Origin of the sequence: Shewanella waksmanii ATCC BAA-643 (assembly GCF_000518805.1) — a bacterium.
GTDB lineage: Bacteria > Pseudomonadota > Gammaproteobacteria > Enterobacterales > Shewanellaceae > Shewanella > Shewanella waksmanii.
Genome location: NZ_JAEH01000036.1, coordinates 17,795 through 30,421 on the forward strand (window position 1 = coordinate 17,795; position 12,627 = coordinate 30,421).

Annotated in this window: 14 protein-coding genes; all 14 read left to right on the plus strand. The window is 44.6% G+C overall.

What is annotated here, in order from left to right:
* Nucleotides 1-269 precede the first annotated feature (269 nt).
* Complete coding sequence (locus L865_RS0114300; protein ID WP_028773861.1) at nt 270-1,910, plus strand: methyl-accepting chemotaxis protein; 1,641 nt, start codon at nt 270-272, stop codon at nt 1,908-1,910.
* A 111-nt stretch (nt 1,911-2,021) separates the two neighbouring features.
* A complete protein-coding gene (locus L865_RS0114305) occupies nt 2,022-2,420 on the plus strand; it encodes an ACT domain-containing protein (protein WP_028773862.1) in 399 nt (132 codons plus the stop codon).
* Between the two features lie 22 nt (nt 2,421-2,442).
* Complete coding sequence (locus L865_RS0114310; RefSeq protein ID WP_028773863.1) at nt 2,443-2,715, plus strand: HPr family phosphocarrier protein; 273 nt, start codon at nt 2,443-2,445, stop codon at nt 2,713-2,715.
* Nucleotides 2,716-2,737: 22 nt separating this feature from the next.
* Nucleotides 2,738-4,441, plus strand: coding sequence for a phosphoenolpyruvate--protein phosphotransferase (gene ptsP / locus L865_RS0114315; RefSeq protein ID WP_028773864.1), 1,704 nt, complete (start codon nt 2,738-2,740; stop codon nt 4,439-4,441).
* Between the two features lie 72 nt (nt 4,442-4,513).
* Nucleotides 4,514-5,023, plus strand: a complete 510-nt coding sequence (crr, locus tag L865_RS0114320; protein ID WP_028773865.1) for a PTS glucose transporter subunit IIA — start codon at nt 4,514-4,516, stop codon at nt 5,021-5,023.
* Between the two features lie 165 nt (nt 5,024-5,188).
* Complete coding sequence (locus L865_RS0114325; RefSeq protein WP_028773866.1) at nt 5,189-5,530, plus strand: ArsC family reductase; 342 nt, start codon at nt 5,189-5,191, stop codon at nt 5,528-5,530.
* Entirely contained in the window at nt 5,530-6,666 is a 1,137-nt protein-coding gene (gene dapE / locus L865_RS0114330; protein ID WP_028773867.1) for a succinyl-diaminopimelate desuccinylase, read from the plus strand. Before L865_RS0114325 ends, dapE begins: the two co-directional genes overlap by 1 nt.
* The gene (locus L865_RS0114335) at nt 6,654-7,367 is read left to right on the plus strand and encodes a M15 family metallopeptidase (protein WP_028773868.1); all 714 of its coding nucleotides are present in this window, start codon (nt 6,654-6,656) and stop codon (nt 7,365-7,367) included. The genes dapE and L865_RS0114335 overlap by 13 nt, the downstream gene beginning before the upstream one ends.
* Before the next feature lie 17 nt (nt 7,368-7,384).
* Nucleotides 7,385-8,218 (plus strand): alpha/beta fold hydrolase, encoded by an 834-nt coding sequence (locus L865_RS0114340; protein WP_028773869.1) that lies wholly within the window; start codon nt 7,385-7,387, stop codon nt 8,216-8,218.
* A gap of 105 nt (nt 8,219-8,323) precedes the next feature.
* Nucleotides 8,324-8,938 (plus strand): carbonate dehydratase, encoded by a 615-nt coding sequence (gene can, locus L865_RS0114350; RefSeq protein ID WP_028773870.1) that lies wholly within the window; start codon nt 8,324-8,326, stop codon nt 8,936-8,938.
* A gap of 192 nt (nt 8,939-9,130) precedes the next feature.
* The gene (gene kdnA / locus L865_RS0114355) at nt 9,131-10,315 is read left to right on the plus strand and encodes an 8-amino-3,8-dideoxy-alpha-D-manno-octulosonate transaminase KdnA (RefSeq protein WP_028773871.1); all 1,185 of its coding nucleotides are present in this window, start codon (nt 9,131-9,133) and stop codon (nt 10,313-10,315) included.
* 75 nt (nt 10,316-10,390) lie between these two features.
* Nucleotides 10,391-11,461 (plus strand): 3-deoxy-alpha-D-manno-octulosonate 8-oxidase KdnB, encoded by a 1,071-nt coding sequence (kdnB, locus tag L865_RS0114360; RefSeq protein ID WP_028773872.1) that lies wholly within the window; start codon nt 10,391-10,393, stop codon nt 11,459-11,461.
* A gap of 64 nt (nt 11,462-11,525) precedes the next feature.
* Complete coding sequence (gene kdsB, locus L865_RS0114365) at nt 11,526-12,263, plus strand: 8-amino-3,8-dideoxy-manno-octulosonate cytidylyltransferase KdsB (protein WP_028773873.1); 738 nt, start codon at nt 11,526-11,528, stop codon at nt 12,261-12,263.
* Between the two features lie 24 nt (nt 12,264-12,287).
* Complete coding sequence (locus L865_RS0114370; protein ID WP_028773874.1) at nt 12,288-12,521, plus strand: DUF2897 family protein; 234 nt, start codon at nt 12,288-12,290, stop codon at nt 12,519-12,521.
* Nucleotides 12,522-12,627 lie beyond the last annotated feature (106 nt).

Here is a 12,627-nt window from a genome sequence, read left to right on the forward strand (position 1 = left end):
TAACTATAACTGGGCAAATATCGTTCAGTTTTAAGACGGCAAGCTCGGTATCTATGCAGTTAAAGCGCTTTAATACTTTTGTCTATTAAGTGTTATCTGTTAGGTATTTTTGGCCAAAAGGCCGATTTTTCAGCCACTAAAAGGTGAGCAAGATCAACAAATTCAAAAACAAATTGTAAACATGATTAAGTTAATATTATTCATTCCGATGCATAGGTATATTCACTTGCATAACAAAAATATTTGCCTTGAATTTCATTAAAGGGGACATCATGGGACTTTTGCGCCAGTTGACCATCTTACAGCGACTAATTTTAATGTTAGTGCTAGCCGCGATCGGCACCTTTGTATTTGCTAGCTTTTCTATCAATGAACAGCGAAACAATCTTATTACACAGAAGTGGGTACAAAATGATGCGCAGCTGAACACTGTACTCAGTGTGATTGAAGCCCATCGTCAGCAAGTCAACCAGCAAGCCATTAGCCTTGATCAAGCCAAAAGTGAAGTCGCTGAGCTTGTTAATCAAATACACTCTAGCCAAGATGGCTACTTTGTCTTAATTGATGACAATCAAACTATCATTGCTCACGGCGCCAATTCTCAGTTAATTGGCCAGCCTGCCAGCGCCATCCGCTCTCAAGATGGCCGCTCCCCCATGACAAAGTTGATCAGTGATGCACGCAGTAACCAGATAGGTAAAGCGGAATTTGCCATTGCTAACCCATCGACTGGCATTGTAGAAACTAAACTGGTAGAAGCAAGAGCCTATGCCCCTTGGCAATGGACCTTAGTGACGGGTTCATACATGAGCGATATAAACGATGCAACATGGGGTGTGGTAATGAATTATCTCATTATCATGGTATTGATATCTGCACCGATTTTTGGCTTTTTCTTGGTGCTTAACCACTCTATTAGCTCGCCACTTAAAGAAGCCATCGCCGCCATGCGTGATATCGCAGAAGGCGAAGGTGACTTAACAAAGAGACTGCCCACTAAAGGTAAAGACGAAGTCGTCGACCTAGCGATTGCGTTTAATCTGTTTGTTAACAAAATCAACTTACTAGTTGCAGAGCTCAAGCCAGCCGGTGAAGAGATTAATCAAGACGCCCAACGCCTGCTCAATGCCGTTGGCGAGTCTAATGCCAGTGTGGACCACTTGCATCAAGAAACCAGCAGCGTTGCCACAGCGATCAATGAAATGCTGTCTACCACTCATGAAATGGCGAGCAACACCCAACAAGCCGCTGATGCTGCCAACAGTGTGAAAGACCAAGCGCAAAATAGTAAAGCGCAAATGGATAACACCGTACTGCATACCGAAAAGTTGGTCGAAGAGCTCCGCAGCTCTGAAGCGATCACGCATAACTTGGGGCAATCTTCTGACCAAATTGGTAGCATTCTTGACGTCATTCGTGGCATTGCCGACCAAACTAACCTCTTGGCTTTAAATGCCGCTATCGAAGCAGCTCGAGCTGGCACCCATGGACGTGGATTTGCAGTAGTGGCAGATGAAGTGAGAGCGCTAGCTAATCGCACCCAGGATTCTACCAACGAAATTCAAAAAATTATCGCTGATATTCAAGGTGGCGTTGCTTCGGTCATGACCAGCAATAGCGAAACGCAACAACAAAGTGAACAGTTGCAGGTTCAAGCCAAAGAAGTGGGCGATGCTTTAGGTGAGATATTAGGGCTGATAGGTCACATCAGTGACATGAATACCCAATTAGCCAGTGCCACTGAAGAACAGTCTTTGGTGACAGAGGAGATTAACCGCAATATCTGCAGTATTACTGAGCTATCAGAAGTCTCGGTGCAAACCAATGAGAGTAACCAGCGCGCAGCTGAGTCTTTGCAAAAGATCAGTAAAGACAGCGCCCGCCTACTAGGTCAATTTAAAGTAACCTAGCCTCCACCTACAATAGAGGCACTATCAAGTGCCTCTTTCACCTTCAAAAATATGTGTTAAGCTAGCCTACGATACGTGTGGACCTTCACTCAAATACGTTAAGGAACATTGATGGCCAGAATGACACTCGCGCTACATGAGCAGCTATACAGCATCCACAGCTTTGCGCCAGATACGCCGATTGACCCCATAGTGTTCAGCCAACCCATGTATTTCATTGGAAAAACCCAAGACGAATTATCGATAGTCACTCCTAGCGAAATACAATTAGACAGCTTAGAGCAAGAAGATGACTGGCGATGCTTTGAAGTCATGGGACCCCTAGGCTTTTCTATGACAGGGATACTTTCAAGAGTGTCAGGTGCGTTGTCCGATGCCAACATCAGCATCTTCGCAATATCAACCTTTGATACTGACTACATTTTGGTGAAGAAAGAAAAACTGCAAGACGCTATCAATGCCCTTTCTCGTAAGAGCTATAAGATTGTAGAATACGGCTCAGATAGTTAACTACGTCATTTAAGGTGTATTGATGACACAAACCGAACATTTCCATAAAAATGTGACCATTATTGCTGAGCATGGTATTCATACCCGACCTGCTGCATTGTTGGTAAAAGCCGCAAAAAGCTACCCCTGTGATGTCATAGTTGAATGTAACGGCAAACAAGCTAGTGCAAAGAGTCTATTTAAACTGCAGACTTTGGGGCTATATAAAGGGGTTAGCGTCAATGTCAGTGCGCAAGGAGAGCAAGCGAAAGTGGCGGTTGAACATGTATCCGAGCTACTGATAACGTTAAGTTAATTGAATTATATGAAGGTCTGACATGGCATTAAAAGGGATATCAGTATCTAAAGGCATTGCCATTGGTCGTGCAGTGACTTTTAAGCCACAAGCACAGCAGCTCAATTATCAACTGATTGCAAAATCAGCCATCGGCAAAGAACAAAACAAACTGGCATCAGCATTTGCGAAAATGATCGCTGTTTCCCAGCGTGCATTAAGTCATTGCCAACAACAAAGCGACTCATATGCGTTAGTTGAGTCAGACCTTTTACTACTTGAAGATGATGAGCTGCTTGCAGAAATAAGCGCGGCGATTAATAGCCAGCAGTTCAGTGCAGCAGTGGCAGTAGAGCGCACTTTTGCTAAGCAAATTCAAGCGCTAGAGAATTTAGACGACCCTTATTTATCAGCACGCGCTGACGATATTCGCTGCCTTAGCCAACGCATTATTAGTACCTTGATTTGTGGCCAATGCCAAAATATCGATACGCTACAAGACGATTCGATTGTTATCGCCAATGACCTGACCCCGGCAGAGTTTGCCTTACTACCTATAGAGAAAGTTAAAGGGTTAGTTTTGGTGACAGGCGGCCTTTCTAGTCACACAACTATCTTGGCAAAAAGCTGCAACCTACCGACTATCGTCAATTGTAAGGTGGATTTTTCCCTACTTGATGATTGCCCGATGGTGGCCATAGATTGCTTTGCTGGTGAGTTACACATTGCGCCTACCGCAGAGACGATTGCTGCCCTTAAAGCTGAGCAAGCAGCGTTAGCGCAATTGCAACAGCAGTTGGTTAAATATCAAGACTTGCCATTGCAGACTCAAGATGGTCAGCGAGTAGGACTACTTGCGAATGTGGGCTCAGTGACTGAGATTGCGCATCTTAGCCATATTGCTTATCAAGGTGTCGGTCTATTTCGAACCGAATTTTTATTTATGCACGCCCAAAGCGCGCCTACAGAGCAGCAACAGTTTCAGATGTACTGCGATGCTTTGTCGTTACTTGATGGTCAACCATTAACGATCCGAACCATTGATGTAGGGGCCGATAAAGATGTCCCATGCCTAAAAATAGCTAGCGAAGACAACCCAGCGCTTGGCCTACGTGGAATAAGGTACACCCTCGCCCACCCAACACTTTTTTGCCAGCAACTAAGGGCAATCCTGCGGGCAGCAAATCACGGTTCAATTCGATTGATGTTCCCCATGATCAACCAAGTTGAAGAACTTGAACAAACCATTGCGATCATTGAGTCTTGCCGCCAACAGCTTATTCAACAAGAAAAAGGCTTTGGGCAATTACAGCTGGGTATCGTGGTTGAAACGCCGGCTTGTGTTCTCAATCTAGAATCAATGTTGCCTTACATTGACTTCATCAGCATCGGCAGTAATGACTTGACGCAATACACAATGGCAGCCGATCGCGGAAACCCTAGCTTTATGGCTGACTACCCAAGTTTATCGCCCGCGGTAATTAAACTGATTGCAATGGCCATAAACCAAGCCAAGGCCGCCGATGTACATACCTCTGTGTGTGGTGAAATTGCCAGTTACCCGCCCGCATTGGCTTGCTTGGTAGGTTTAGGGGTTGATGAACTCAGTGTCAATCCAAGCGCCCTACTCGAAACAAAACAAAACTTAAATAAACTTTCATTAAATCAGTGTCAAAAGCTGGCGCAGTTAGCTATGAAAGCCACTAGAATAACAGAGCTCAATAAGCTCCTTACAAACTGTTACTAAAGCTATTTATTGCTGCATGCTAGTCATTAAAACAACAACTACAGCAATAGCTAGGATAAAGAGGCCATACAAATGGGATTTTTAAGCCGCATTCGTAGATTGGTATCCGGACAGACCAAAATTGCCGGGGGAATAGAGGTTTATGCACCAGTCTCAGGAGAGATTGTTGCCATAGAAAAGGTCCCAGATGTTGTATTTGCAGAAAAGATAGTCGGTGATGGTATCGCCATTGCCCCCAAAGGCCATCAAATATTGGCTCCTGTTGATGGAACCATAGGTAAAATATTTGAAACTAATCATGCATTTAGTATCGAGTCACCCCACGGTTTAGAATTGTTTGTCCATTTTGGTGTTGGTACCGTGGAACTGCGAGGGAATGGCTTCACACGCTTAGCCGAAGAGGGACAAACGGTTAAAGTTGGCGATCCCATTTTAGAATTCGATTTAAACTACCTAAAAGACCAAGTTGAAAGCCTGCTCACACCCGTTGTTTTAGCCAACATGGAAGACATCAAAGAACTCGAAAAACACCAAGGTACCATTGAAGCCGGCAAGGACGTTATTTTCTCCGTGCAATTGTAGTCCCCAATTTTACGTCAGGCCGTTTAATTGGCCTGGCGTTAATCACAAAAAATAACCACTTGGCAAAGTAAAGCGATTAATTTTAATTCTCAGCGGTATTGAGTCGCTTGCAAGCCAATGCCACAATAACAAACCCTCATAAACCAAGGCTCAAGGAGTTGACGTTTGACCTTATACGGCATAAAAAATTGCGACACAGTTCGCAAAGCAAAAAAATGGCTAGAAACTAACAATATTGAGGTTAAGTTTCATGACTTTCGTGCAGACGGTATTAGTGCTGACATCATCGAACAATGGTTGACTCAAGTTGACTGGGAAACCCTCTTTAATAAACGTAGCACCAGTTTTCGCGCATTAAGCGATACCGACAAAGCCGATATAGATCAACAAAAAGCAATCAGTTTAATGGTGAGCCACCCAACGCTAATTAAGCGCCCAGTATTGGTGCTCAACGACCAAGTACTCGTTGGCTTTAAGGCCGAACTCTATCAAGGAGCACTTAGCTAATGAAAGATGATGTCTTAAAGCTCGCTCAGGATCTCATCTCTCGCCCTTCAGTGACGCCTCTCGATGAAGGTTGCCAAGAATTAATGGCACAACGCTTAGCGCAAGCAGGTTTTAACATTGAGTCGATGGTTTTTGAAGATACAACCAATATGTGGGCCCGAAGAGGCAACGACGGCCCATTGTTTTGTTTTGCAGGCCACACCGATGTTGTTCCCGTCGGCGATCTCAACCGTTGGCATACCCCACCTTTTGATCCGGTGGTCATAGACGGCTATCTGCACGGTCGAGGCGCTGCCGACATGAAAGGCTCACTTGCTGCTATGTTAGTCGCCACCGAACGATTTGTGGCTAAAAACCCCGACCATCATGGCTCAATTGCGTTTCTTATCACCAGTGATGAAGAAGGACCTTTCATTAATGGCACAACCCGCGTCATCGATACCCTAGAAGCGCGTAATGAAAAGATCACTTGGTCACTAGTTGGCGAGCCTTCATCTACCCATAAACTCGGCGACATTGTTAAGAACGGCCGCCGTGGTAGCCTTACAGGTAACCTAACGGTTAAAGGCATTCAAGGCCATGTGGCTTACCCGCACTTAGCCGATAACCCCATTCATAAAGCAGCACCTGCCTTAGATGAATTAGCCCGCATGAAATGGGATAATGGCAATGAATTTTTCCCGCCAACCAGTTTTCAGATAGCTAATATCAATGGGGGAACGGGCGCATCAAATGTGATCCCCGGTAACCTAGAAGTGATGTTTAACTTCCGTTACTCAACTGAAGTCACTGCTGAAATTCTTATTCAAAGAGTTCTGAATATTCTCGATGCCCACGGTCTCGATTATGACATTAGTTGGATATTTAACGGCTTACCTTTCCTCACAGGTGAAGGGCCGCTATTAGAAGCAACTAAGCAAGCAATTCAAGAAATCACTGGTACTGAAACGGATCCGCAAACATCAGGTGGGACCTCAGACGGCCGATTTATCGCCCCAACAGGCGCGGATGTTATCGAACTTGGCCCCGTTAACGCGACTATCCACAAAGTGAATGAGTGCGTTAAAGTCGCCGATTTAGACTTACTGGCTTTATGCTATGAGCGCATACTGGAAAAACTGTTGTGCTCTCAATAAGCCAGATAAAAAATAAGTCACTTTATGGCCTCGAAGAGCAACATTTAGTTGCCTTTGAAGGCCAGTTGCTGGAGCAAAAAACCGCCATTGCATTAGCTAAGATGCAGCAAGCAGCCTTTGATGATGGCGTCACGATTAGCCTATGTAGCGGTTACCGTAGCTTTGAAAAGCAGATGCAGATATGGAATAACAAAGCTAGCGGCAAGCGCCAGTTACTCGACCAGCACAATCAGCCTGTCGCGTGGCAAGATTTGACTGCAAATAAATTGATCGACACCATTCTTATATGGTCAGCGCTGCCTGGGGCGTCGCGTCACCACTGGGGTACAGATGTCGATTTATTTGATGTTAGTGCAATTTCAAAGCAAGATTTACAACTTATCAGCGCAGAATATCAGCCTGGCGGCCCATGTAATGCACTATACCAGTGGTTAGAAAAAAACAGCCATCGCTTTGGGTTCTACCGGCCATTCCAGCAAGGACTCAGCGGCGTCAGTCCAGAGCCTTGGCATTATAGTTTTTACCCAGTTAGCCAGCCTTTAACTCAACTTTATCAAGCAGAAGACTTAGCTGTCATTTTGAACGCCAATAATGTTCAGTTAAAACAGCAGCTAGTTGCAAGATTGCCAGAACTCGTTAAGGAGTACGTGTTCACAGTGGCACCAGCGCCCAAAGCATTCGTACAGGAACAAGTTATATGAAACTCCCAAACCTAACACTGGATCTCGATTCGCACCGTAAGACCTTTACGCTACACGATAGCAGTATCAGCTATATCGACATTGGCGAAGGCCCTACCATTTTGTTAGGCCATAGTTTTTTATGGGATAGCAGCATGTGGTGGCCGCAAATAGCAGCATTAAGTGAACACTACCGTTGTATTGTGCCAGATTTATGGGGCCATGGTTTATCCAGTCCTGTCCCAGAAAATACCACCAATTTGAAAAATATTGCTGAGCAGTATTTGCAATTGATGGATAGCATTGGCATTGATAAATTCTCAGTAGTCGGTCTATCTGTAGGTGGCATGTGGGGCGCAGAGCTCGCCCTGTTAGCACCTAAACGCGTCAAGACCTTGGCGATGCTTGGCTGTTTTATCGGTTTTGAACCCGAAGTCAGTCGCGCTAAATACAATCAGATGCTTGACACCATGACCATGCTACAGCAGATCCCTGCTGAAATGGTTAATCAAATTGCCCCTTTGTTTTTTGCGTCAAGCTGCCAGACCGACAACCCAGAGCTGTATGCAGCTTTTGAAGCACATTTGTTAGGCTACGCTGGCGACAGCTTAGATAGCATAGATAAAATGGGCAAAATGATTTTTGGTCGCCGCGATTTAATGGAAGAGAGCGATAAGTTAACCTTGCCAGTGTTAATCATGAACGGCACCGAAGATAAACCCAGACCCATCATTGAAGGTTATTTGATGCATGATGCCATTGATGGCAGTGAGTTTGTCCATATCCCCAATGCCGGACACATCTCAACCCTGGAGCAAAGTCAGTTTATCAACCAGCAATTACTCAGCTTTTTAGGAAAATACCTTGCCTAAATATGCCGACTATTTAACTATGCAATTAGCGAATCAAGTCTGCCCTACCAAGCCAGGCTCGACAACACTCAGCCCAGCAATCTTATTAAAGGTATTTGCTAAAATATGAAATTACTCAAACCCTTATTTGATAATAATCGCCGTTGGGCCGGACGAATTCTTGAAGAAGATCCGACCTTCTTCAAACAACTTGCCGAACAACAAAGTCCCGAATACCTCTGGATTGGTTGCTCAGACAGTAGAGTACCGTCAAACCAGATCATCGATTTGATGCCTGGCGAAGTGTTCGTCCACCGCAACATTGCCAATATGGTTATTCATACTGACTTAAACTGTTTATCCGTTTTACAGTATGCCGTTGAGGTGCTTAAAGTTAAGCACATTATGGTTGTCGGCCATTATGGCTGCGGCGGAGTTAAAGCGTCCATGGGCACTGAGCGCCTTGGATTAATCGACAACTGGTTAGGCCATATTCGTGATATCTCACGGCTGCATGAAGTTGAATTGGCTGAACTCGACGAGAAAACCCGTTTTGACCGTTTGTGTGAGCTCAATGTCATTGAACAGGTCGGCAATGTTGCCAGTACAAACATCGTCCAAGATGCATGGCAAAACGGCCACAATGTCGCCATTCATGGTTGGATCTATAGCGTTGAAAACGGACTATTATCCGACCTTGATGTGACCGTCGATAACGACACATTGAAAAAGCCAACTTAAGCCTGCATGGCTGAAAACAACGCGTTTTCAGCCACTTTATTGATTAGGCTTTAAGCTAACAGACCCAATATTGGTATTTTTGTTTAAATATTGCTTAATAAACATCGCAGTCTTGCCCCCTTCCCAGTTATAATCTTTTAGTTATGTTTTATTTCTAGCGCACGTTGCGCAGCGAATTCTAAGGAAATCTCCATGCCTGGTTTTGAATTATTTGGTCCTGAAGAAAAACAGGAAGTTGCAGATGTAATGGAAAATGGTTTTACCTTCCGTTATAACTTTGATCACATGCGTAATGACCGTTGGAAAACGCGTGAGATGGAGCAACTGCTTTGTGAAAAAATGAACGCAAAGCACGCACACCTTGTATCGAGTGGTACCGCAGCATTGCAAACCGCGATGGCCGCAGCAGGTATCGGCGCGGGTGATGAAGTGATTGTGCCGCCATTTACTTTCGTAGCCTCAGTCGAAGCCGTATTTATGGCGGGTGCAATTCCTGTCTTTGCCGAGATTGATGAAACCTTATGTTTATCTCCAGAAGGTATTGAAGCGGCTATCACTCCACGTACTAAAGCCATCAATTTGGTTCACATGTGTGGTTCTATGGCTAAGATGGACGAAATCAAAGCCATTTGTGATAAACACAATATTCTTATCCTAGAAGATGCTTGCCAAGCAATTGGTGGCAGCTATAAAGGCCAAGCGCTGGGTACTATCGGCGATGTAGGTTGCTACTCTTTTGACTCAGTAAAAACCATCACTTGCGGTGAAGGTGGTGCCATTATGACCAATAATGAGACTATCTATAACCATGCCCATATGTTCTCTGATCATGGCCATGATCATGTTGGTAATGATCGCGGTGCCGAAGGCCACCCAATTATGGGGCTAAATTTCCGTATTTCAGAAATGAACTCAGCTATGGGATTAGCGCAACTACGTAAGCTGGACAAAATCATCGATATTCAGCGTACTAACAAAAAGCTGATTAAAGATGCCATGGCTGAAATTCCAGAGGTCACGTTCCGTGAAATCCCAGATCCAGAGGGTGATTCAGCCGGTTTCTTAACTTTCTTTATGCCAACTGAAGCGCGTACCATCGAGATCAACAAGAAGTTAGCTGAAAATGGCGTTGATGGCTGTTTCTACTGGTATATCAACAACTGGCATTACCTGTCTAACTGGAAGCACATTCAAGAGCTACAATCGCCAGCTGCTTTGCCGATCACATTAATCGAAGATAAGCCAGACTATACTCAGGTTTCTGTGCCTAAGTCAGACGCTATCATGAGCCGCACTATTTCTATGCTCATCAAGCTGTCTTGGACAGAAGACGAAATTAAGCAGCGTATTGAAAATATCAAACGCGCTTTCGCATAAAACCCATTCCTTTCCGCTACACCACGCGGTGTAGCGGTACTTTTTACAGTTAACGTCTCAATGGAGAAGGTTGTAATGAGTTTCAAAAATTTCAAATGCGTACCAAAAATGATTTTCGGTCGCGGTAGTTTCGCTCAGCTAGACCAAGTCCTTAGTGAAGAACGTCAATCAGACGATGATTTCGTGGTTTTTTTAGTTGATGATGTTCACCAAGACAAGCCATTAGGTGCACGTGTACCTGCTAAAGCGCAAGATTTAGTCATCTATGTTAACGTTGATGATGAGCCTACAACTAAGCAAGTCGATGATTTGACTGAACAAGTTCAAGCTTACAATGCTAAATTGCCAGTCAGTGTGATTGGTTTGGGTGGTGGTTCAACCCTAGATTTAGCTAAAGCCGTATCATTAATGCTAACCAACCCAGGCGGCAGCGCCATGTACCAAGGTTGGGATCTTATTAAGCATGCCGCTGTGCATCATATCGGTATTCCAACGGTGTCAGGCACCGGTGCTGAAGCGTCACGTACTGCGGTACTTTGCGGCCCAGTACGTAAACTCGGCCTCAACTCAGATTACACCGTATTTGATCAAATCATTATGGATTCTGAGCTCATTGATGGTGTGCCAACTGATCAATGGTTCTACACTGGTATGGATTGCTATATTCACTGTGTTGAGTCATTAGAAGGGACTTACCTTAACGAATTTGCTAAGGCCTTTGCAGAAAAATCTATGGATCTGTGCCGCGAAGTCTATTTAGACGATCACCCAGAAAAAGATGACAAGCTGATGATGGCATCTTACATGGGCGGCATGAGTATCGCCTACAGCCAAGTGGGCGCGTGCCACGCTGTATCTTACGGCTTAGGCTACGTTCTGGGTTATCACCATGGTATCGGTAACTGTTTAGCCTTTGATGTGTTAGAAGAGTTCTACCCTGAAGGCGTAGCAGAATTCCGTCAGATGATGAAGAAACACAACATCACGCTACCAAAGAACATCTGTAAAGACCTACCTGATGAAACGATCGCTAAAATGGTCGCGGTAACTAAGAGCATGGGCCCACTATGGGACAATGTTTACGGTGAAGGCTGGGAAGAGAAAGTGACCGACGAAATGCTCACTAAACTGTTCCGTCGTATCTAGTCTAGCTGGCTATCGGGTGGAGAAAGTGCTCCGCCCTTTTATTGTAATCACATAGGTAAATGTAATGAATGTTACTCTGTTAATCCCCGCTCGCTATGGTTCTAGCCGCTTCCCAGGGAAACCACTCGCGCCGATTAACGGTAAGCCAATGATTCAACATGTTGTTGAACGCGCTTCGTTAGCCAAAGGCTTAACCAATATCTATGTCGCAACAGATGATGAACGGATTAAAGAGTCTGTTGAATCATTTGGCGGCCAAGTCGTTATGACCGATCCTAACGCGGCATCGGGTACTGATCGCATTGAAGATGCCATAACCCAGTTAGGCTTAGCCGATGATGACTTAGTGATCAACCTTCAAGGTGATCAGCCATTAATCGATCCCATTTCAATAGAACAAATTATTAGTTTGTTTGAACGCCATCCAGGCGAATTTGGCATGGCAACCCTAGGCTTCGAAATCACTGAAGAGCATGAACTCAACGATCCTAAACATGTAAAAATGGTTTTTGATAATGATTTTTATGCCTTGTATTTTTCGCGTGCTCGTATCCCTTTTGGTCGTGACACAGATGATTACCCTGTGTACAAACACTTAGGTGTTTATGCATACACGCGCAAATTTGTATCGACCTTTTCCAAGTTGCCGCTTGGGCGCCTTGAAGACCTAGAGAAACTTGAGCAACTGCGCGCTCTAGAGCATGGGTACAAGATTAAAGTGGCCATTAGTGCCTTTGATTCTCCAGAAGTTGATACCCCAGAAGATATTCGTATTTGTGAAGCTAGACTCGCAGTCGATTAATCCACGCTTAAATAGGGAGTTACTATGTCAGATTTGGAAGTCGCTCTGCTGATTTTATTGGTCGTCGGTGTTATCGCCAGCAACCTGGCAGTACTTAAGTACAGCGCCAAATTTAAGATGACCCAGTTTGGTAAAGACCATGGCAAGATTAAAACCAGCCAAGATAAACAGGTAAAACCAAGCGATGGCGATAGCGATAGCGATAGCGATAGCGATAGCGATAGCGATAGCAAGCAGCAGTCAAACAAACCTGATTAGTGACCTAAAAGTATTAAAAAAGGCCAACTTTAACAAGTTGGCCTTTTTGTTTTGTTACCTGTAATGACAACAGCGACTAAGGCTGGTCAGTCCCCACTTTAACTAG